This is a genomic window from Stenotrophomonas sp. ZAC14D1_NAIMI4_1, assembly GCF_003086775.1.
In the GTDB taxonomy this organism is placed as follows: Bacteria; Pseudomonadota; Gammaproteobacteria; order Xanthomonadales; family Xanthomonadaceae; genus Stenotrophomonas.
Genome location: NZ_CP026001.1, coordinates 3,390,771 through 3,411,411, shown reverse-complemented (window position 1 = coordinate 3,411,411; position 20,641 = coordinate 3,390,771). Strand labels below are relative to the sequence as shown.

The 20,641-nt window shown below is 67.3% G+C and carries 22 protein-coding genes and 2 pseudogenes; 14 read left to right on the top strand and 10 right to left on the bottom strand.

Annotation, left to right across the window (positions count from 1 at the left end; all coding sequences use genetic code 11):
- Positions 1 to 38 precede the first annotated feature (38 nt).
- Both C1927_RS15760 and C1927_RS15755 read right to left on the bottom strand, forming a co-directional pair.
- Complete coding sequence (locus C1927_RS15760; protein ID WP_108747186.1) at positions 39 to 626, bottom strand: ferritin-like domain-containing protein; 588 nt, start codon at positions 624 to 626, stop codon at positions 39 to 41.
- A gap of 29 nt (positions 627 to 655) precedes the next feature.
- On the bottom strand, positions 656 to 1,138 hold the full coding sequence (locus C1927_RS15755) for a peroxiredoxin (RefSeq protein WP_108747185.1): 483 nt from the start codon (positions 1,136 to 1,138) through the stop codon (positions 656 to 658).
- A 228-nt stretch (positions 1,139 to 1,366) separates the two neighbouring features.
- On the opposite strand from C1927_RS15755, the gene C1927_RS15750 reads away from it, so the two are divergent.
- Positions 1,367 to 2,260 (top strand): DnaJ C-terminal domain-containing protein, encoded by an 894-nt coding sequence (locus C1927_RS15750; RefSeq protein ID WP_079222792.1) that lies wholly within the window; start codon positions 1,367 to 1,369, stop codon positions 2,258 to 2,260.
- A gap of 91 nt (positions 2,261 to 2,351) precedes the next feature.
- Here C1927_RS15750 and pilH read toward each other — a convergent pair whose 3' ends face one another.
- Positions 2,352 to 2,723: a twitching motility response regulator PilH gene (gene pilH / locus C1927_RS15745; RefSeq protein WP_005410644.1), complete on the bottom strand. Its 372-nt coding sequence runs from the start codon at positions 2,721 to 2,723 to the stop codon at positions 2,352 to 2,354.
- An 88-nt stretch (positions 2,724 to 2,811) separates the two neighbouring features.
- Entirely contained in the window at positions 2,812 to 3,807 is a 996-nt protein-coding gene (locus tag C1927_RS15740; RefSeq protein ID WP_108747184.1) for a YhdH/YhfP family quinone oxidoreductase, read from the bottom strand.
- Positions 3,808 to 3,959: 152 nt separating this feature from the next.
- Between C1927_RS15740 and hflK the strand changes: the two genes are divergently transcribed.
- The 4 genes and pseudogenes from hflK to C1927_RS15720 all read left to right on the top strand — a co-directional run bounded on the left by hflK (position 3,960) and on the right by C1927_RS15720 (position 7,726).
- Positions 3,960 to 5,093 carry an FtsH protease activity modulator HflK gene (gene hflK, locus C1927_RS15735; protein WP_108747183.1) on the top strand — a complete coding sequence of 378 codons (1,134 nt, stop codon included), beginning with the start codon at positions 3,960 to 3,962 and terminating at the stop codon, positions 5,091 to 5,093.
- Positions 5,090 to 5,953, top strand: a complete 864-nt coding sequence (locus C1927_RS15730; RefSeq protein ID WP_079222789.1) for a protease modulator HflC — start codon at positions 5,090 to 5,092, stop codon at positions 5,951 to 5,953. The genes hflK and C1927_RS15730 overlap by 4 nt, the downstream gene beginning before the upstream one ends.
- A 68-nt stretch (positions 5,954 to 6,021) precedes the next feature.
- Positions 6,022 to 6,204: pseudogene (locus tag C1927_RS15725) on the top strand (DUF2065 family protein); the annotation flags it as partial.
- Between the two features lie 229 nt (positions 6,205 to 6,433).
- Positions 6,434 to 7,726, top strand: coding sequence for an adenylosuccinate synthase (locus tag C1927_RS15720; RefSeq protein WP_108747182.1), 1,293 nt, complete (start codon positions 6,434 to 6,436; stop codon positions 7,724 to 7,726).
- 194 nt (positions 7,727 to 7,920) lie between these two features.
- On the opposite strand, the gene C1927_RS21455 is transcribed toward C1927_RS15720, so the two are convergent.
- On the bottom strand, positions 7,921 to 8,358 hold the full coding sequence (locus tag C1927_RS21455; RefSeq protein ID WP_159095370.1) for a hypothetical protein: 438 nt from the start codon (positions 8,356 to 8,358) through the stop codon (positions 7,921 to 7,923).
- Between the two features lie 722 nt (positions 8,359 to 9,080).
- Between C1927_RS21455 and C1927_RS15715 the strand changes: the two genes are divergently transcribed.
- From C1927_RS15715 to C1927_RS15695, 5 genes are all read left to right on the top strand, one after another.
- Positions 9,081 to 9,437 carry a hypothetical protein gene (locus tag C1927_RS15715; protein ID WP_108747181.1) on the top strand — a complete coding sequence of 119 codons (357 nt, stop codon included), beginning with the start codon at positions 9,081 to 9,083 and terminating at the stop codon, positions 9,435 to 9,437.
- 156 nt (positions 9,438 to 9,593) lie between these two features.
- Positions 9,594 to 10,238, top strand: a complete 645-nt coding sequence (locus C1927_RS15710; protein ID WP_108747866.1) for a hypothetical protein — start codon at positions 9,594 to 9,596, stop codon at positions 10,236 to 10,238.
- Positions 10,239 to 10,309: 71 nt separating this feature from the next.
- The gene (locus C1927_RS15705) at positions 10,310 to 10,954 is read left to right on the top strand and encodes a transcriptional regulator (protein ID WP_254051490.1); all 645 of its coding nucleotides are present in this window, start codon (positions 10,310 to 10,312) and stop codon (positions 10,952 to 10,954) included.
- On the top strand, positions 10,917 to 11,324 hold the full coding sequence (locus C1927_RS15700) for a hypothetical protein (RefSeq protein ID WP_079222784.1): 408 nt from the start codon (positions 10,917 to 10,919) through the stop codon (positions 11,322 to 11,324). The genes C1927_RS15705 and C1927_RS15700 overlap by 38 nt, the downstream gene beginning before the upstream one ends.
- Positions 11,325 to 11,427: 103 nt before the next feature.
- Positions 11,428 to 11,853, top strand: coding sequence for a DUF4259 domain-containing protein (locus C1927_RS15695; RefSeq protein WP_159095369.1), 426 nt, complete (start codon positions 11,428 to 11,430; stop codon positions 11,851 to 11,853).
- A 4-nt stretch (positions 11,854 to 11,857) separates the two neighbouring features.
- Here the strand turns inward: C1927_RS15695 and C1927_RS15690 are convergent, their stop codons facing one another.
- The 3 genes from C1927_RS15690 to C1927_RS15680 form a co-directional block, all read right to left on the bottom strand.
- Complete coding sequence (locus C1927_RS15690) at positions 11,858 to 12,505, bottom strand: M23 family metallopeptidase (protein WP_108747178.1); 648 nt, start codon at positions 12,503 to 12,505, stop codon at positions 11,858 to 11,860.
- Between the two features lie 4 nt (positions 12,506 to 12,509).
- Positions 12,510 to 13,466: a L,D-transpeptidase gene (locus C1927_RS15685; protein ID WP_079222781.1), complete on the bottom strand. Its 957-nt coding sequence runs from the start codon at positions 13,464 to 13,466 to the stop codon at positions 12,510 to 12,512.
- A 94-nt stretch (positions 13,467 to 13,560) separates the two neighbouring features.
- On the bottom strand, positions 13,561 to 13,965 hold the full coding sequence (locus C1927_RS15680; protein ID WP_108747177.1) for a hypothetical protein: 405 nt from the start codon (positions 13,963 to 13,965) through the stop codon (positions 13,561 to 13,563).
- A 79-nt stretch (positions 13,966 to 14,044) separates the two neighbouring features.
- On the opposite strand from C1927_RS15680, the gene C1927_RS15675 reads away from it, so the two are divergent.
- From C1927_RS15675 to C1927_RS15660, 4 genes are all read left to right on the top strand, one after another.
- The gene (locus C1927_RS15675; RefSeq protein WP_108747176.1) at positions 14,045 to 14,410 is read left to right on the top strand and encodes a MerR family transcriptional regulator; all 366 of its coding nucleotides are present in this window, start codon (positions 14,045 to 14,047) and stop codon (positions 14,408 to 14,410) included.
- A gap of 100 nt (positions 14,411 to 14,510) precedes the next feature.
- Complete coding sequence (locus tag C1927_RS15670) at positions 14,511 to 16,637, top strand: methyl-accepting chemotaxis protein (RefSeq protein ID WP_108747175.1); 2,127 nt, start codon at positions 14,511 to 14,513, stop codon at positions 16,635 to 16,637.
- Between the two features lie 98 nt (positions 16,638 to 16,735).
- Positions 16,736 to 17,530 (top strand): hypothetical protein, encoded by a 795-nt coding sequence (locus C1927_RS15665; protein WP_108747174.1) that lies wholly within the window; start codon positions 16,736 to 16,738, stop codon positions 17,528 to 17,530.
- Entirely contained in the window at positions 17,527 to 18,231 is a 705-nt protein-coding gene (locus C1927_RS15660) for an alpha/beta hydrolase (protein WP_079222776.1), read from the top strand. The genes C1927_RS15665 and C1927_RS15660 overlap by 4 nt, the downstream gene beginning before the upstream one ends.
- Positions 18,232 to 18,246: 15 nt before the next feature.
- Here C1927_RS15660 and C1927_RS15655 read toward each other — a convergent pair.
- A pseudogene (locus C1927_RS15655) lies at positions 18,247 to 18,432 on the bottom strand (hypothetical protein); the annotation flags it as partial.
- Between the two features lie 23 nt (positions 18,433 to 18,455).
- On the bottom strand, positions 18,456 to 20,438 hold the full coding sequence (locus C1927_RS15650; RefSeq protein WP_254051593.1) for a catalase: 1,983 nt from the start codon (positions 20,436 to 20,438) through the stop codon (positions 18,456 to 18,458).
- Positions 20,439 to 20,641 lie beyond the last annotated feature (203 nt).

The following is a 20,641-nucleotide window of genomic DNA, read 5'->3' as shown; positions in this document are numbered from 1 at the left end:
GGCCCGGCGCTACCAACATTACGGCGCCGTGGCGCCGATCATTCCCCGATCCACCCGTCCAGCAGGTCGGCAAACTCGTCGGCGTGTTCCTCCTCCTGCGCCAGGATTTCCTCTAGGATGCGCTTGGTGGTGGTATCGCGGTCGCCGATGAAGTTGATCATCTCGCGGTAGCTGTCGATGGCAATGCGCTCGGCCACCAGGTTCTCGCGCACCATGTCGCGCAGGTCGCTGCCTTCCTTGTACTCGGCATGCGAGCGCGCGGTCAGGGTGTCAGGATTGAAATCCGGCTCGCCGCCGAGCTGCACGATGCGCTCGGCCAGCTTGCCGGCATGGGCCTGTTCCTGCTGCGCGTGTTCGAGGAACTCGGCCTTGACCGCATCGGCCAGCATGCCCTTGGCCATGAAGTAGTGCCGGTAATAGCGAAGCACGCACACGTACTCGGTAGCGAGGGCATCGTTGAGCAGCTTGATCACCACCTTGCGCTCGGCGCTGTAACTGTCGGTGATCGCACCGTCCTCGATGTTGCGGCGGGCGCGTTCGCGCAGGGTCGTACGGTCACTGATGCCGGGCACCTGGGCGCTGGGCTTGGCGGCGGGCTTGCTGGCTTTGGCTGGCTTGTTGGACATGGCTGGCCGGTTCCTCTTGCAGTGGGGTATCAGGTGGGAAGGTGCTCCAGCACGTAGTCGGCCGAGGACACCTCGAACTGGCCGGGTTCCTCGATCCAGGCGGCGCGGACCACGCCGTCATCGACGTACAGGGCGTAACGGCGCGAACGGATGCCCATGCCCGAGGCGCTGGCATCCAGCTCCAGGCCCAGCGCACGGGTCAGTTCGGCGTTGCCGTCGGAGAGCATCAACAGGCCCTCGGGCACGTGCTGGTCGGCGGCCCACGCCTTCATCACGAACGGGTCGTTGACCGCCAGGCAGTACACATCGATGCCACGCTGGCGGAACGCCGCGAACTTCTCGACGAAGCCAGGCAGGTGACGGGCCGAGCAGGTGGGAGTGAAGGCCCCGGGCACGGCGAACAGGACGACCTTGCGTCCTTCGAACAGCGCCTGGGTGTCCAGCGTTTCGATGCCCTCGCGGATACGCTTGAGTGTCACTTCCGGGATGCGGTCGCCAACGTGGATCGTCATGGGAACTCCTTGCTGGTGGGCAGGCTAGTCGGGCGGGTGGGAGGAACGCGTCAAGACATTGGAAAACCGGTGTGCACGCCCCATCCTGGGGCCAGGGCGGCGGCAGGTGCATTGCGCCGGATCAAACGGCCTCACCGGCGCCGCACGGGCAGCGGCGTAGCATGCCGGCGCGTAGAATGAGCCCGGGGCGGCGCCACCGGCGCGGCCGAAGCAGATCGAGGTAGCTGGATGGAATTCAAGGATTACTACGCCACCCTGGGGGTGGAACCGAGTGCGGGCGAGGCCGAGATCAAGACCGCCTACCGCCGGCTGGCGCGCAAGTACCACCCGGACGTGAGCAAGGAGGCCGGCGCCGAGGACAAGTTCAAGGCGGTCAACGAGGCCTACGAGGCGCTGCGCGATCCGGAAAAGCGCGCGGCCTATGACCAGCTGCGCGCGCAGGGCTATCGCCCGGGCGAGGAGTTCAACGTGCCGCCGAACTACGGCGGTGCGGGCGGCTTCAACTTCGAGGAAGTGTTCGGCGGCGGCGGTGCCGGCGGCGGCTTCAGCGATTTCTTCGAAAGCCTGTTCGCGCGCCAGCGCGGCGGGCAGGGTGCGGGCCCCGGCCCGGGCTTCAGCAGCCACGGCCAGGCGCCCAACCGCGATACCCGGGCCAAGCTGTCGGTGCCGCTGGAAGCGGCGTACAGCGGTGACAGCCTGCGCATCACCGTCAACGGCAAGCAGCTGGACGTGCGCGTGCCGAAGGGCATCCGCCCGGGCCAGGTGATCCGCCTGTCAGGGCAGGGCAGCCACGGTGGCAACCTGCTGCTGGAAGTGGAATATGCCGCCCACCCGCAGTTCGAAGTGGATGGCCGCAACATTCTCTACACGTTGCCGGTGACGCCGTGGCAGGCAGCGCTGGGCACCAGCATCAGCGTGCCGACGCTGGGCGGCGCGGTGGAGTTGAAGATCCCGGCCGATTCCGATGCCGGCCGCAAACTGCGCCTGCGTGGCCGCGGCCTGCCGGGCAGCCCGGATGGCGACCAGATCGTTGAGCTGGAGATCGTGGCACCGGCGGCGACCGACGACGCGCAGAAGAAGGCCTACCGGAACCTGGCAAAGGCCTTTGGCGAGACAATCTGAGGGTAGTGCCGGCCGCTGGCCGGCAACGTCATTACGCGGGACGGTGATGCGTGGTTGCCGGCCAGCGGCCGGCACTACCACCGCATGCGGCTCAGCCCTGGCCGGCGAACACCCGCTCCAGCACCTCGGACAGCTCGTCTTCCGAGAACGGCTTGGTGATGTAGGCCTTCGCGCCCTGGCGCATGCCCCACATGCGGTCGGTGTCCTGGTCCTTGGTGGTCACCAGGATCACCGGGATATGCCGGGTCGCCTCGTCGCGGGCGAGCGTGCGCGTGGCCTGGAACCCGTTGAGGTTCGGCATCACCACGTCCATCAATACCAGGTCGGGCAGTTCGGCCTTGGCCGTCTCCACCCCGGCCGCGCCATCGGTGGCGGTCAGGATCTGGTGCCCGAGTTTCTCGACGATGCGCTGTATCCCCAACAGCTGCGACGGTGAATCGTCGACGATCAGAATGCGTGCCATGTTGTTCCCCGTGTCATGCCCGCAGTGTAGTGCGGGCACATTGCTGGTGGGAGTAGGGTAGCTGCCGTCCGTCGCCTGCCTGCGACGTTCAGTCGATCCGCACCACCGTGCGGCCCAGCGAACCACCGGCCAGCATCCGCTCGAACACGCCCGGCAGGTCCGCCAGGCCTACTTCGGCGGTGCAGATGCGCTCCAGGTGCTGCGGCTTCCATTCCCCGCCCAGGCGCGCCCACACCTGCTCGCGCAGATCACGCGGCGCGCTGGCCGAGGACACGCCGAGCAGCGAGACGCCACGCAGGATGCATGGCATTACCGTCATCTCCAGTTTCGCGCTCGCGGCCAGGCCGGCACTGACCACGCTGCCATAGGGCACCGTCTGCGCCAGCAGGCTGGCCAGCATCGATCCGCCGGCATTGTCCAGGCCGCCGCCGAAGCGGGCCGACTGCAGGGGCGCGGTATCGGCCAGCGCCTCGCGCGGCAGCACCTCGCTCGCGCCGATGTCGCGCAGGAAGGCGGCCTGCTCCGGCTTGCCACTGATCGCATGCACCTCGTAGCCGGCACGGCTGAAGATGTCCACGGCCAGCGCGCCGACGCCGCCGGTGGCACCGGTCACGGCCAGCGGCCCGTGCCCCGGGGTCTGCCGGTTGTCCTGCAGGCGCAGCAGGGCCAGGGCCGCGGTGAAGCCGGCGGTGCCCAGCACCATCGCCTCGCGCGGGCTCAGCCCGGCCGGCTGGGCGATGACGGCGCGCGATTCCAGCCGTACGTACTGGCTGTAGCCTCCGTCACGGGTTTCGCTGAGGCCGCAGCCGGTCGCCAGCACCGCATCGCCCTCGCGCCAGGCCGGGTCGCTGGAGGCGACCACCGTGCCGGCCACGTCGATGCCGCCCACCAGCGGGAAGCGGCGCAGGATCTTCCCTTTGCCGGTGCCGGCCAGGGCGTCCTTGTAGTTGACCGAGGACCAGTGGGCGCGGACCAGCACCTGGCCGGGGCTGAGGTCGTCCACGCCCAGCTGGACAAGGCCGCTGCGGTAGCCGGCATCGTCGTTTTCGATCCGGAAGGCGGTGAACGGGGTGGTGGGGGCCATCGGCGCTGCCTGACTTCGAGGAAAACGCCACATTACCCGGTCAGGGCCCTTTCAAACCTGCCAGTCCGCCCCATCTTGTATGATCGGTGAAGATTCACGGCTGGCGCCGCGGGAAGGGCCCGCGCCGCAGCCCACATATTGATGGAGCGTGCATGGCCTGGAATACACCCGGCGGCAACAAGGGCGGACAAGGCCCCGAGGACAATCGACGCGGGCCGTTCGGGTCGCGCGGCGGTGGCAATGGTGGTGGCTGGGGCGGTCTGCCCGGGCCGCTGAAGGACCTGTTCGATGGCGGCATCCTGCGTTGGGTGGCGGCGGCGGTGGTGTTGCTGGTGCTGTTCTCCAGCTTCCAGCTGATCGGCGAACAGCAGCGTGGCGTGGTGCTGCGCTTCGGCCAGTTCTCGCGGATCCTGACCCCAGGCCCGAACTTCAAGCTGCCGTGGCCGATCGAATCGGTCACCAAGGTCAATGCCACCGAGATCAAGACCTTCTCGATCCAGGTGCCGGTGCTGACCCGCGACGAGAACATCGTCAACGTCTCGCTCAACGTGCAGTACCGCATCGATGACCCGCAGCAGTACCTGTTCGGTACCGTCGATGCCGACCAGGTGCTGGAACAGTCCGCGCAGAGCGCGGTGCGCGAGGAAGTCGGCCGCGCCGACCTCAACTCGGTGCTGAACAACCGTGGCCCGCTGGCCGTGGCCGCCGAGGAGCGCCTGCAGGCGCTGCTGGGTGCGTTCAAGACCGGCCTGACCGTGACCGGCCTGACCCTGCAGGACGCCCGTCCGCCGGAGGAGGTCAAGCCGGCCTTCGACGAGGTCAACGGTGCCCAGCAGGTCAAGGAACGCCTGATCAACGAAGCCCAGGCCTACGCCGCCAAGGTCGTGCCGGAAGCCCGTGGCCAGGCCTCGCGTGCCCGTACCACCGCCGAAGGCTACAAGCAGGCCGTGGTGTCCAAGGCCGAGGGTGACGCACAGCGCTTCAGCCTGCTGCAGGCCCAGTACAAGGACGCCCCGGAAGTCACCCGCAAGCGCCTGTGGCTGGAAACCGTGCAGCAGGTGCTGAGCGAGAACCGCAAGGTGATCGGTGGCGATGGTCGCCAGCTGATCTACGTGCCGATGACCGGCGACACCCGTCCCAGCGCCTCGGCGCCGGCCGCGGTGCCGAACCCGGACGTGGTGATGCCGTCGCTGCCGGGTACCGCAACCGAAGTTTCCCGTGATCCGGGCCGGGCCGTGACCCGCCCGACCGGGCGTCCGAGCGGCCGTGAGGAGGGCAGCCGATGAGAAGTTCTATCTGGATTGCCGTCGCCGTGGCGGCCCTGCTGGCCCTGCTGGGTTCGGTCTATGTGGTGCGCGAGGACCAGACCGCCATGGTCCTGAACCTGGGCAAGGTGGTGCGTTCGGACATCAAGCCGGGCCTGCACTTCAAGGTGCCGGTGGTGGAAACCGTACGCGTGTTCGACCGCCGCTTCCAGGTGCTGGACACGGCGCCGGCGCGTTACTTCACCGCCGAGCAGAAGGACGTCAGCGTCGACTTCTTCGCCGTCGGCTACATCTCCAACGTGGGCGACTACTTCCGTGCCACCGGTGGTGACCCGCGCGTGGCCAACGCGCGCCTGCAGCCGATCATCACCGATTCGCTGCGCAACCAGATCAACTCGCGCACCCTGCAGCAGCTGGTGTCGGGCGACCGCAGCGAGCTGATCGCCGCGCAGCTCAAGGACATCAACGAAGCGGTGTCCGGGCTGGGCATGCAGATGATCGACCTGCGCATCAAGCAGGTCGACCTGCCCACCGACAGCCAGGTGATCAACGACGTGTACGAGCGCATGCGCGCACAGCGCAAGCAGGAAGCCGCCAAGCTGCGCGCCGAGGGCGAGGAGCAGTCGCTGACCATCCGTGCCCAGGCCGACCGTGACAGCACCGTGCTGATCGCCGAAGCCGAGCGCGATGCACAGCGCCTGCGCGGTGAAGGCGATGCCGATGCCGCCCGCATCTACGGCAAGGCCGGTTCGGCGGACCCGTCGTTCTATGCGTTCTATCGCAGCCTGGAGGCCTACCGCGGCTCGATGACCGACGGCAACGGCATTATCGTGCTGGACAAGAACGACCCGTTCCTGCAGTACCTCAAGAGCGACCGCTGAGTCGTTCGGCAAGATCCCACGGGGCCCGGCCAGATGCCGGGCCCCGTGTTTTTTCCGGAGTGCCCCACATGAAAGATCTGTTCGCGGCCGTCTGCCTGGTGGCCGTGCTCGAAGGCCTGCTGCTGTTCGTGGCCCCGCTGGCCTGGAAGCGCATGGCCGAGCGCCTGCTGGACCTGCCCAGCCCGGCCCTGCGCAGCTTCGGTGGGCTGGTGCTGCTGGCCGGCCTGAGCCTGCTGTGGTGGGCACGGCACTACCGGCCTGACCGGCCGGTGAAGCCGTCCGTCGGAAAGGTGGCACCGGACCCCGGAAACCCGGATAATGCACAAAAGCCGGACGGGCCTCCCCGTTCGGCTTTTTCCGTGTCTGGGCCTTCCATCGCCGGCCGCTCCCCGTTTGGAGCCGCCATCCAGGTGCTGGCCAGCCCCGCCACGGTTTACCCGTCCGCGGCCCCGATGGCCGCAACAAATCGAGGAGCCCGTCATGGGTCAGTCTGTCGTAGTGTTGGGTGCCCAGTGGGGCGATGAAGGCAAGGGCAAGATCGTCGATCTGCTCACCGAGGAAATCGGCGCCGTGGTGCGCTTCCAGGGCGGCCACAATGCCGGCCACACCCTGGTCATCAATGGCAAGAAGACCGTCCTGCACCTGATCCCGTCGGGCATCCTGCGTGACGATGCGCTGTGCCTGATCGGCAACGGCGTGGTCATCTCGCCGGCCGCGCTGCAGAAGGAAATCGCCGAGCTGGAAGCCTCCGGCGTCGAAGTGCGTTCGCGCCTGAAGATCTCCCCGGCCGCGCCGCTGATCATGCCGTACCACATCGCCCTGGACCAGGCGCGCGAACGCGCTGCCGGCGGCAAGGCGATCGGCACCACCGGTCGCGGCATCGGCCCGGCCTACGAAGACAAGGTGGCGCGCCGCGGCATCCGCATCGCCGACCTGCATTACCCCAAGCAGCTGGAAGAACTCCTGCGCACCGCGCTGGATTACCACAACTTCGTGCTGACCAAGTATCTGAACACCGATGCGGTCGATTTCCAGAAGACCTTCGACGAAGCACTGGCGTTCGGCGAGTACGTGCAGCCGATGAAGTCCGACGTGGCCGGCATCCTGCACGACCTGCGCAAGCAGGGTAAGCGCGTGCTGTTCGAAGGTGCGCAGGGCGCACTGCTGGACATCGACCACGGCACCTACCCGTACGTCACCAGCTCCAACACCACCGTCGGTGGTGCACTGGCCGGTGCCGGCGTCGGCGCCGATTCGATCGACTACGTGCTGGGCATCGCCAAGGCCTACGCGACCCGCGTCGGCGGTGGTCCGTTCCCGACCGAACTGGACGATGAAATCGGCCAGGGCATCCGTGACCGCGGCGCCGAGTACGGTGCCTCGACCGGCCGCCCGCGTCGTTGCGGCTGGATGGACATCGTCGCGCTGAAGCGCGCCGTGGCCATCAACGGCATCAGCGGCCTGTGCATCACCAAGCTGGACGTGCTGGACGGCATGGAAAAGCTGAAGGTCTGCATCGCCTACGAATACAACGGCAAGCGCACCGAGTACGCGCCGCTGGACGCGCAGGGCTGGGAAGACTGCACCCCGGTCTACCTGGAGTTCCCGGGCTGGAGCGAGAACACCCACGGCATCACCAACTGGGACGAGCTGCCGCCGGCCGCACGTGCCTACCTGCGTTCGCTGGAAGAGCTGGCCGGTTGCCCGATCAGCATCGTCTCCACCGGCCCGGACCGCGACCACACCATGGTCCTGCAGGATCCGTTCGCCTGAGTAGGCGGTAGCGCCGGGCCATGCCCGGCGTGGTGGTAACGCTGTGCAATTGAAAAAGAGCGCCGCGACTCCCTGAGGGGTCGCGGCGCTTCTTTTTTGGCCAGAGCAGTCTCCGTCGCATGGCCAGGTGCTGGATCGCTGCCAGCAAATTGCGACGACTCAACTCGGCCCGATTCAATGAAATTTCCGGAAAGTTACATCCCAGGCTGCACTGTTTCCATCATGGATCCAACCGAAATGGCATCCCATTTGGGAAACTCGATTGAATCAAACACTGCATGTTTCGCAATGGGCTTCAATTTGTTCTCAAGATCGGAGATGTGAATCGCAATCTCTGGCTCTGCAACAAGCACGTATTTACTGCCATTCCAGTCGTACACGTAAAGCCCGCGACAGGCTATATCCAGAAAGTCGTCGGGCCGTGCAAAATTTGCGCGTAAATTGACATCTCCCGTTGCCGGAAGATCCATCAGGAGAGTTTCGATATTGCGCAGATCAACGTTGGCTTGCATCAACAGCGCTGTTGGAATTTCACCTTCTCCGGAAGTAACAAAGGCCGCAACCGTTCCACGTTGATCCATTCCCAACCATGTGCAGTCGATGCCATCGGGATATGCCTGTATTGTGATCATTTCGACAATTCATCTCTTTGGAATCTGGCTTCCTTCCGCGCTCCACCACAGGCGCGAGCTGCAACTTACCCGTTTTTGCATTGTAACCAGCAGTCTCCGTTGCTGGCGCCCGGCCCTTGAGGGGGGCAGGCTCTCCCGCCAAATTGCCAGCCATGGCTGGCAGAACCGGAGCCACCAGCATGTCGCTTCCGGCACTCTAAATCGGCCATCCACGTCAGATTCTCCCAAGCCACGCGCCACTCGCACTTCCCGCACGACCCCCGCATACAACTTCTGGTAAGCGATAAACGTCACGCGCCATTCTGAAGCGCGGGTTGATTGCGTCACCGCGCGTCGCTCTCGCCCGCGCAGCAGCAAATTCGCGCCTATTCCTGTCGCATCCAGCGCTCCCCGTGCATGCAACACTTCCCACCGCACGCTCGATTCCCTCCGGACCTTTCGGATTTTTCTCATTGAATCGATCGTGCAGGCGTAGACACCATGGCGCGCCACCGAAAAAGGGTGGCCGGGCATGCAAACCCGTTGCACATGAAGTAAGCGCTTGCCAGCCGGCACCGTCCTGAAACGGTGCCGGCTGGCAATCCGTCGGCCTTTATGGCGGGCGGTGCGTGGGGGTCTTCGGACCCGCCGGCCTAGCATGTGCACCGGTTTGCAACCCGCACCGTCCGCCACCCCGCTTCTGCGCGGTGGCGCTGTTACGTACAGCCACGGAAGCCGACGCCATGACCACTCGCAAGAACCCGCCACTCCATGTTGTTGATGCCGTCAACGACGATGAAGACCCCACCTCCGATCTCAGCACCTTCCAGGGCTGCCTCACCCGCATCCGTGATGGCGAAGGCTCTGATGGCATGCTCTGGCCGGAGGAAAACCTGTCCGACGGCCGACGCCAGTCACTGGCGCGGATCGACCGTGCGGCCGTGGCCATCCTCACCGCGGCGGAGATGCTGCATGCGGCCAACCGCTGCAAGACCATGGCCACGCCCCGCCGCCACCTCGATGAGGGCGTGGTGGAAGGCTTGTTCTTCGCCTGCCGCGAACTTGCCGAGCTGGTGTGCCGGGAAGTCAGGCCGGCCTGACCTCCGTTCTGCATGTGCGATGCCCAGCCTCGCCATCTGGCGAGGTACCGGGTAGGTTCACGCGCTGCGTAACACCGGCACTATGGACACGCGCAGTTCTGCGTTACGTTGTGGCCAACGCCAGCACGGATGCAGCGCAATGACCGGGAGTTCGGCATGAAGGGCGAGACGGTCGCGCGGGTGACCCTGTGGCTGCTGTGGAGCCTGTGGGCGCTGGCCTGCATCGTGCTGGTGCTGGGCGCGGCCGCCAACCACCTGGCCTCGCGCACGCAGACCCTGCCACTGGTGCTGCAGCCCGGCGCGACGGCCGAGATCACGGTCTACCGTTTCATCGACGACCCGCTGCGGCTGCGTCTGCGCTACGCCGATGACGGCGCCGATCCGTCGATCGATCCGGAGCTGCGCCTGCGCGCGGACACCCCGACCGATCGCAACGAGTTCCGCGCGAAGACACGCTCGGCTGCGCCCGGACCGGATGTTTCCCGAGCGCTGGAGTCGGTCGGGCCCAGCAGGTTCGCCGCCTCGTACTTCGGCTATGGGCGGGGGGACGCACTGCCGCGCGGGCGTTCCTGGCTGCGGCTGACCGTGCTGGAGGTCGACCCGGCGCTGGCCGGGCGAGCGGCCTCGGTGGAACTGCTGCCGCCGATGGACGTGTTGAAGCTGACCGACCTCGACTACCTCTGGCTGTGGCCGTTCTTCTTCTGGCAGCCGGTGGCGCTGCTTTTACTGATTGCCGCTGGCGGGCTGGCGGTCGCCAGCATCGCGCTGCGGCGCTGGCAACGGCGCAACAGCACCCGGTAGCGCCGGGCCTTGCCGGGCTGGGCAGGCAACGTGCTTGCCAAATGCCCAATATGGGCATAATAATGCCCAATATGGGTAACCACGCCGCCCCCTCGACTTCCACAGGCCCCATCGGCCTGGCCGACGCGCTGTTCACCCAGACCCAGCAACGGGTGCTGGCCCTGCTGTTCGGGCAGGACCGCCGTGATTTCAGCATTTCCGAGCTGATCAGTGGCAGCGGTGCCGGTTCCGGCGCCGTGCAGCGCGAAGTGGCCAAGCTGGTCGCCAGTGGCCTGGTGGAGCAGCGCAAGGTCGGCAACCAGAAGCGCTATCGCGCGTTTGCGGGCTCGCCGATCCACGCCGAACTGGTGGCGCTGGTGCACAAGACCATCGGCCTGGCACAGCCGCTGCGCGACGCACTGCAGCCGCTGCAGGACCAGATTGCCGCGGCCTTCGTCTTCGGCTCGGTGGCCAAGCGCACCGACAGCGCGCACAGCGACATCGACCTGATGCTGGTCTCCGATACGCTGGGCTATGCTGAACTGATGGCCGTGCTCGATCCGCTGGAAGATCGCCTGGGACGGCCGGTGAACCCGACGCTGTACACGCACGACGAATTGAACGATCGCCTGCACAAGGGCAATGCCTTCCTGCAGCGTGTACTGGAACAACCCAAGCTGTGGGTGATTGGAGGAATGGATGACCTCGCCATTGCAGAACCTGGTCGGGCCGGGTAAACCGCTCAGCGCCGAGCCGCCGGATCCGCGCGAGATCGAAGGCCTGCAGCGCTCGGGCCTGGCGCGGTTGCGTGACGCACGCAATGCGACGCTTTCGCTGGAAAGCCGCTTCGACCTGGCCTACAACGCCGCCCACGCATTGAGCCTGGCAGCGCTTCGTGCGCAGGGGTTCCGGCCCAGCAACCGCTACATCGTGTTCCAGTCGCTCAAGCACACGCTGGGCGTCGGCCCGGAGGTATGGCGGGTGCTCGACAAATGCCACCAGCAGCGCAACATCGCTGAGTACGAGGGCGAACTGGATGTCAGCGGGCGCCTGGTGGAAGACCTCATCGCCGCCTGTGAAGCGGTGCGGGTGGCCTGCGGTCTCTGAGCGCGCCGGTGGGTTGCCAGGATCCGCAGCCGTGCCGCATGCTTCTGCGTCGCGCCTCGCGGTCCGCGCGTGGCAGGACATCAATCAAGGAAGGAGCAACATCATGGGTGCATGGGGCAGCGGTACATTCGAAAACGATGACGCCTGCGATCTGGTCTGCGACCTGCGCGAAAGCACGGATCTTTCACTGCTGGAAGACGCGCTGCGCACGGCTGCCGAGACTGACGAAGACCTGGACGCCGGCGATGGCAGCAAGGCCCTGGCCGCAGCGGAAGTGATCCTGGCGCTGCTGGGCAATCCCTCGCCGGCGATCGCCGAAGAGGAAGACCTGCAGGCGTGGATGAAGGCCAATCCACAGCGCCCGACCGCCGCGCTGCTGGCACTGGCCGAACGCGCCGTACAGCAGGTGACGGCCGAAGACAGTGAGTTGCGCGAGTTGTGGGACGAGGCCGATTCGCTGGACGAATGGATGGCCGAAGTGAACACGCTGCAGGCCGGCCTGCGCGCCGCACGCAGCGCAGCCGGCTGAAGCCTCAGCGGCCAGCCGCCTGCAGCAACGGGTAAGGGTTGATCGATTCGCCCTTCCACCATTGCTTCTCCGGGCCCAGCACGTGCACCTCGAAATGCAGGTGCGGGGCCTCGGCGCTGGCATTGCCGGTGCTGCCGACGTAGCCGATCACTTCACCACGCTTGATCACCTGCTTTTCCGCCAGGCCATCGGCGTAGCGCTGCAGATGCGCGTAGTAGTAGCACCAGCGTCCGCTGGGCTCGAACTGGTAGATCGTCAGGCCACCGCGTTCGCTGTCGAACAGCTTTTCCACCGTGCCATCGGCCACCGCCAGCACCGGCGTCCCGGCGTCGGCCATGATGTCGATGGCATCGTGCACGCGCCCCTCGCTGCGTGCATCGGTGAAAGTGTCGCGCAGCTGCGATGGCTGGATGCCCTGCACGGGCAGCAGCAGGCCTGCGGGCGCATCCGCACCGGGAGAGGCCAGCGTGAGTGCTGGAGCCGCAGCATCCACGCGCGCGGGCGCCGCCGGCTTCACCGGCGCCGCCGTCACGGCTGCGGGTGGCGTTGCAGGCAGGGCAACCGCTACCGGCTCACCCGCATCGCGGCGCAGCCACCAGCCTGCACCCAGGCCCAGCAGCACGCCCAGTACGATCAGCTGCGAAAGACGCATCGGCTTACTCCTGCATCACCACGGGTACCGAGGTATCCAGCGCATCGGCCACGCGCAGCGCATCCCAGTTGGTCATGCGCACGCAGCCATGCGATTCGGTCTTGCCCACATGGCCGGGCTCGGGCGTGCCGTGCAGGCCGTAATGCGGCTTGGACAGATCGATCCAGACGCGCCCGACCGGGTTGTTCGGGCCCGGCGGCAGCGTCGCTTTTTTCTCGCCCTTGCGCGCATCCCAGAACAGCTTCGGGTTGTAGTGGAAGGGCGGGTCGCGGTACACGCCGAGGATCTTCCATTCACCGATCGGCAGCGGATCGTGCTGGCTGCCCGAGGACACCGGCACCTGCGCGATGACCTTGCCCGCCGCATCGAGCAGTTGCAGGGTGGAATCGGATTTGTCGACCACCACCTTGGCCGCCTTCGGCAGCGGTGCCGGGGCGATGTTGGGCACCTGGATGCGGCTGCCGGCCTTGCCCAGGTCGACGCCGGGGTTGAGTGCCTTCAGCAGCTCGGGCGAGGCATGGAAGCGCTCGCCCAGCGACTCTTCCACGCTGCCGTAGCCCAGCGCTTTCAGCTTGGCCTGTGCGGCCGGTCCCTTCGGAACCGGCTGGAACGGACCGGCCACGTCCTCGGCGGTCAGCGTGTAACTGGCCAGCGGCGCGTTGGCATCGGCCTGCAGCGCGTTCCAGGTTGCATCGTCCAGTTCGCCGGTGACGGTCAGCCCGTGTGCGGCCTGGAAGCCGGACACCGCGCGGCGCTGGTTGCTGCCCACCTCGCCATCGATCTGGCCGGGCGAGAAATTGGCGCGGTCCAGCAGTACCTGTGCGTGCAGCGGCGAGCGTGCGGCGATGTCCGGTCCCGCACGCTCGGCGATGGGCGCGGGCAGGTTGGCCGGCGGGGCCTGCGCGAATGCAGGGGAAACCAGCAGCGACAGCGCAAGCACGGCAACACGGGGTGAACGCATGGGAAGCTCCTGCAGAACGTGCCCCCACCATGCCTGCACCCCGCGACCAGCCCGCGTGAAAACACGGGCGTGTTGCTGAGCCGCAGATGAGCGCTCAACGCGCGGGTGGATCGTGGATGCGCCAGCTCTGCAGCACGCCGAAGACGATCTCGGCGACGGTGAACAGCAGCAGGATCGCGCTGGCACCGTGCAGCACCGCATACACCTGCCACAGCGCGAACAGCCCGCGTGCGGCGGCATCGAGGCGGCCCAGCAGCACGCTGGGGGCAAGCACGCGGGCCAGCGACCATATCACCACCACCGAGCCGAGCAGGTTGGCCAGCAGCATGTGCAGCGGGTCCAGCGCCGGTACCTGGCCAGGCAGCTGCCAGGCATCGGCCAGCGCAGCCATCGCCGCGTGCAGCGGAGCGAACGTCCAGGGCAGGGCGAAGGGCAGGGTGACCACCAGGTCGTAGAAGGCGCTGGCGCGGACGATGCGGAGGTAACGGGAGGTGAGCATGGACGCCTTCAACAGGAGAAAGAGGGCGTACTGTCAGGGCTGAAGTAAACTTCAGGGTCAAGCGTTTTCTGGAGCCCCCATGCAGATTGGAGAACTGGCCCAGGCCTGCGGCCTCTCGCGCGAAGCCCTGCGTTTCTACGAGAAGCAGGGCCTGATCGGCGCGCGGCGCCGGGCCAATGGCTACCGCGATTACCCGGACGAAACGGCGATGCTGGTGCACTACATCTGCACGGCCCAGCAGCTCGGTTTCACCCTGGCCGAGATCGGCCAGCGCCTGCCCAGGCTGTGGGAACAGGCCGATGCCGGCCCGCTGCTGGCGGCCGCCCTGCAGGAAAAACTGGCCGACATCGACGCGCGCATCGCCGCGCTCAGCGCACTGCGCCAGGACCTGGCCACCCGCCTGGCCAGCGCCTGTCCGCTGCAACCGCAACAGGCATCCGGCTGAACGGCCAACGTGAACGCCCACCGAAGCGTTCACGGTTGCACGGTCAAGGCCAGCGGGCGGCGCGCCGATAAGGGCACATCCCCCCCGTTTGGATACCCCCATGAACTACTTGAGGAACGTCAGGGTTGCCTGGCGCCTTGGCCTTGGCTTTGGCCTGTTGCTGCTGCTGGTGGCTGCCGTGGTCGCCACCGGCGCCACCGCCACCGCCGTGCAGAAGCGCGCGATGCAGCAGGTGGTCGACGTCAGCGTGGCCAAGGTGCGGCTGCTGTCGGAGATGCTCGATGCCAACAACCAGATGATGGTCGTGCGCCGCGAAATGCTGATCCGCCAGGGTGACGCACGCGACGCCGACGAGAAGCGCATCGCCGACCTGGTCGCGCGCTACGAGGCGAGCTGGACCGCCTACCAGGCGCTGCCCGGCGATGCCGAGGGCAGGGCGATGGGCGAGGCCATCGCGGCCAAGCGTGCCATCGCGCGCCCGCTCAACAAGCAGACCAGCGAATTGATGGAACAGGGGGATTTCCCCGGCGCGGTCGCGCTGACCCTGGGCCCGGTGCAGGAGGCGGCCAACGGCTGGAACAAGGCGCTGGCGGATGGCGTGGCCTTCGAGGAAAAGGAGAGCCGCGAAGCGGCGGCCGAAGCGATCCGCCTCGGCGAGCGCAGCCTGCTGCAGCTGCTGGTGCTGGGTGGCGTGGCGCTGCTGGTCGGCATCGCCGCTTCGGTGATGATCGGGCGCAGCATGACCGGCCCGCTGGCGCGCGCGGTGCAGCTGGCGCAGCAGCTCTCGAAGGGCGAGCTGGACCAGTCCTTCCATCTGGGTGGCCGCGATGAACTGACCCAGCTGGGCGAGGCCATGGGCAGCGTGCGGCAGAGCGTGCAGGCCGCCATCGGCGCGCAGCTGCAGATGGCCGAACAGCACGAGGCCGGTGCCATCGGCTACCGCATGGATGCCCGCGCCTTCCCCGGCGATTTCGGCCGCATGGTGCAGGCCACCAACAGCCTGGTGGAATCGCATGTGCAGGTGGAACTGCTGATGGCTGAGGTCATGCAGCGCTACGCGATCGGTGACCTCAGCCGTGACCTGCCGCAGTACCCGGGCGAGAAGGGCGCGTTCACCCGCACCCTGGCCGCCGTGAAGCAGAGCCTGATGGCGATCAGCGCGCAGATCGACACGCTGGCCCGGGCCGCCGGCGCGGGAGATTTCAGCGTGCGCGGCGATGCCGAGGCGTTCCAGTTCCAGTACCGCGCGATGGTCGAACACCTCAATGCCATGATGGCCAGCTCGCAGGCCAGCATCGCCGACGTGTCCGACGTGCTGCGCGCGATTTCGCACGGCAACCTGACCGCGCGCATGGAAGGTGAGTACGAAGGTGTCTTCGCCCGCATGCGCGACGATGCCAACACGACCACCACGCAGCTGACCGGCATCGTCCGCGGCATCCAGGTGGCGGCCGACAGCATCAACAATGCGGCGCAGGAACTGGCCGCGGGCAACAGCGATCTCTCGCGCCGTACCGAACAGCAGGCGGCGAACCTGGAAGAGGCCGCTGCATCGATGGAGGAACTGACCTCCACCGTGCGCCAGAACGCCGAGCTGGCCCGCCAGGCGGACAGCGAAGCCCATGCGGCCGGTGCTGCCGTGCGCGAAACCGAACAGGCCATGGCGCAGATGGCAACGGTGATGGGCGAGATCGACCAGTCCTCGGCACGCATCTCGGAAATTTCCACGGTGATCGACGGCATCGCGTTCCAGACCAACATCCTGGCGCTGAACGCCGCCGTCGAAGCGGCACGTGCCGGTGAGCAGGGCCGTGGCTTCGCCGTGGTCGCCAGCGAAGTGCGCACCCTGGCGCAGCGCGCCGGCGTCGCTGCCAAGGAGATCAAGGAGCTGATCGAGGATGCTGCCGCCAAGGTGCAGAGCGGCCTGGCCGTAACCGTACAGTCCGAGGCGGCGATCGCCCGCCTGGCCCACGCCAGTTCGCGCACCAACCAGCTGATGAGCGACATCGCTGCGGCCAGCAAGGAACAGGCGGCCGGCATCGAGCAGGTCAACCAGGTGGTGGTGCAGATGGACCAGGTGACCCAGCAGAACGCGGCCCTGGTGGAAGAAGCCACCGCGGCCAGCCGCGCGCTGGAAGAGCAGGCCAACGCACTGACCACCTCGGTGTCGGTGTTCCAGATCGAGCAGGGCAGCCCGGCCCGCGCCGTGGTGGCGCGCGCGGCCTGACCGCTCCGCCGGTAGAGTCGAGCTTGCTCGACTCTACCGCGCGGCCCCTTTTTCGGCGATGCTCGCTGGGGTGCTCGCTTGGAGCCGGGGGAGGAGGCATGGACAGCAACGAAACCGAAGGCGCCTACGGCGACGTGCCACGGATGCAGGGCATGGCTGCGCCCGACATGCCTTCGCCCGAGGTGCCGACCGACTGGTCGATGCTGCCGCTGGCCCGTGGGGATGATGATTCGGCGGTGATGCAGGCGCTGCGCCGCATGCGCCGCGAGCCGGCGCTGCTGGTGACCGTGGCCTACCTGCTGGTCTCGCTGCTGGGCCTGTGGTGCAGCTTCTGGTTCTACCGCGGCTTCAAGCTGTCGATCCTGGATTACCTGCAGCCCAGCGATTTCCTGGTGGCCGGCATCCGCGATCCGGCGTACGTGCTGCTGCTGGCCGCAGGCGTGCTGCTGGTCCTGGTGGTGAGCTGGCCGGAAACGCTGCGCATGCGCAATGCCGCCAAGCTGGAACAGCTGCGCGCGCGCAACTGGGCCTGGCGGGCAGTGCTGGCGCGCTCGGCACTGACCAGCTGGGAGGGCGTCGGCCTGCGTCCGCTGACAGCGATGACCCTGGCCGTGGCCGCCTTCATGGCGCTTGGCGCGGCGAACTACGTGACCGTGCGCGGTGAGCAGATCCGCAACGCGGGCAGCGGCGAAGTGATCCGCCTGCAGTTGAATGGTGATCGCGCGCCATTGCCGGGCACTGCGCGCCTGCTGGGTTCCAGCAGCGCGTTCCTGTTTGTCTGGTGGCCGCAACAGCGGCGTGCCGAGGCGATTCCGATCGCGGCGGTGCGCACGCTGCAGGCCGTTACCGTGGCGGCGCCTGCGCCGGCCGCCGCGCCCGGGCCCGGCAGTTGAACCCGCCGCTGCGCCCCCGTGTGCTGATGCTGCCCGGCCTGGACGGTGGCGTGGGCATGTCGGGCGCGTTCCTGGAGGCCTTGCGTGCACACGGGCTGGAGGCGGAGGCGCTGTCGCTGCCCGTGCACGGGGCACAGGATTATCCGACCCTGGCGGCATGGCTGCAGCCGCAGCTTCCCCGGCAGCCATGGGTGCTGCTGGCCGAATCGTTTGCCGGTCCGTTGGCGGTACAGATTGCTGCGCAGGCGCCCGCCGGCCTGCGTGGGCTGGTGCTCAGCACCACCTTCGCGCGACGGCCGGTGCCGGTGCCCGCCGCGAGCGCTGTGGCGCTGTCCGCGGCATGGCCGTTGCCGCCGCTGCCGGTGATGGCGCGGGTGCTGCTGGGGCAGTGGCGAACACCGCAGAACGTGCAGGCATTGCGCCAGGCCTTGGCCGAAGTACCCAGCCGCGTGCTGCGGCAACGCGCCGCCAGCACCCTGCGCGTGGACGTGCGTGCGCTGCTGCCGCGTATCGCAGTTCCGACGCTGTACCTGCAGGCGCGGCAGGACCGGCTGCTGTGGCCGCCCAGCGTGTCCGAGCTGCAGGCCCAGCTGCCGGAGGCACGTCACGTCGCGCTGCAGGGGCCGCACCTGCTGCTGCAGGCACGGCCCGAACAGGCGGCCGAAGTGGTGGCGCGCTGGGTGAACGGGCTGCCTGGCTGAGGTTCAGCTGTCGGCGGCCTTCTTTGTTGCCTTGCGCCCGCTGCCGCTGCGCTTGCCACCGCCATCCTGCTTGTTGACGGTGGCCCACGCGATGCGTTCGGCCGTACTCTCACTGGCGCCGCGCGCGCGTTCGCTTTCCTCGATGTGCTCGGCCTGGCGCTTCTGTTTGTCGGTGTAGGCAGATTTCTCACCACGGGGCATGTCGCTTCTCCGGTAGGGAACGATCAGGCCAGCAGGCGCAGCTTGGGTTCGCGCGCCCACTGGCGGGTGGCCGCGGCAGCGAGGAAGCCCTTGGCGTCCTCGGCTTCCACGGTGCCGGCATCGTTGCCCACGCGGGCGGCCTTCAACAGCGCCTGGCCACCGGCATCGCTGGCAATGGCCTTCAGGTGTGCCCACGCATGGCTGACGAATTCGACGGCAGCGGCTTCCTTGGCCAGCGCCTTGGCCCCGTCCGCACTGAGCACCACGGCCACGGCATCGAACACCGCCGAGGGCGTGCCCGCCAACTGGCCATCGGCAGCCTGGCGCTTGCCGTCGCTGAGGGTGGCGCCACCCACTTTCGGCGCCACCAGTTTCACTTCGGCACCGGCCTTCTGCGCGGCCTTGCGCAGGCTGGCGATCAGCCCCGCATCGGAGCCCTCATCGAACAGGATGCCGATGCAGCGCCCCTGCAACGTGTCTTTCGTGCGGCCGATGATGCGTACCTCGGGAACGGCGGGCATGTCCTGTGCGGGCGTTGCGGTCGGCGCGGCATCGGGCAGGTCGGCCAGGGCCAGGCCATCGGCTACGCGCTTGGCCAATGTCTCGTCGATGTTGCGCAGGTGGCTGACGGTACGCACGCGCACCTTCAGCGTTTCCACCTTGGACAGCTCGAACACCAGCGCCGAGGCGAGATGCGCCTGCTCCGGCTTTTCCAGGCTGCGGAAGAACGCGCGCGCCTGGCTGTAGTGGTCGGCGAAGCTCGCCGCACGCGTGCGTCCCTTGCGGCCATCATCGGCGGTTGCATGGCTGCGGAACCCGGCAGCGGTTTCGCGCGGGCTGTCGTCCTCCAGCGAGCTGGGGTCGTAGGCCACACGGCCCTTCGGCACCTGCATCTGCATGTGTCCATCGCGCTGGTGGTTGGCGAAGGGGCATTTGGGCGCATTGACCGGAATCTGGTGGAAGTTCGGCCCACCCAGGCGGATCAGCTGCGTGTCCAGGTAGGAGAACAGGCGGCCCTGCAGCAGCGGATCGTTGCTGAAATCGATGCCGGGCGGCACGTTGGCCGGGCAGAACGCCACCTGCTCGGTTTCGGCGAAGAAATTGTCCGGCCAGCGGTCCAGCACCATGCGCCCGATCACCTTCAGCGGCACCAGCGATTCGGGAATGATCTTGGTCGGGTCGAGGTGGTCGAACGGGAACGCCTCAGCCTCTTCTTCGGTGAACAGCTGCACCGCCAGTTCCCATTCGGGGAAGTCGCCGCGCTGGATCGCCTCGAACAGGTCGCGGCGATGGAAGTCGTTGTCGGCGGCCTGCAGTTTCAGCGCTTCATCCCACACGGTGGACTGGATGCCCAGCTTCGGTCGCCAGTGGAACTTGACGAACGTGGAGTCGCCGTCCTCATTCAACAGGCGGAAGCTGTGGACGCCGAAGCCTTCGATCATGCGCAGCGAACGCGGGATGCCACGGTCGCTCATCGCCCACATGATCATGTGCATCGATTCGGGCATCAGCGAGATGAAATCCCAGAACGTGTCATGCGCGCTGGCGGCCTGCGGGAACGCGCGGTCCGGCTCCATCTTCACCGCATGCACGAGATCGGGAAACTTCATCGCATCCTGGATGAAGAACACCGGGATGTTGTTGCCGACCAGGTCCCAGTTGCCTTCCGGCGTGTAGAACTTGACCGCGAAGCCCCGCACGTCGCGCGGAGTGTCGACCGAACCGGCACCGCCGGCCACGGTGGAGAAGCGGGTGAACACCGGCGTCTTCGTGCCCACTTCGGTGAGCACGCGGGCGCGGGTGTACTTCGCCAGCGAACGGGTCAGTTCGAAATAACCATGGGCGGCGCTGCCGCGCGCATGCACGATGCGTTCGGGAATGCGCTCGTGGTCGAAGTGGGTGATCTTCTCGCGGAGGATGAAATCCTCCAGCAGGGTGGGTCCGCGCGGGCCCTCGCGCAGCGAGTTCTGGTTGTCGGCCACCGGAATGCCCTGCGCGGTGGTCATCGCCGGATGCGTGCCGCCGGCCTGCAGGTGCAGTTCGTCACCGTCGCCGCGCTGCTGGGCCTGGGACTTCTGGGACGGGGCGGGTGCGCGCTTGCCGGTCGGCTTGCTGGCGGCCATCGGGGGGGTCTCCGGGATACGAGGGGGGCAGGCCATGACAGTCGCCCCCGGGCCGTTAACCCACGGTCCGCCGCGGGTGAACGTAC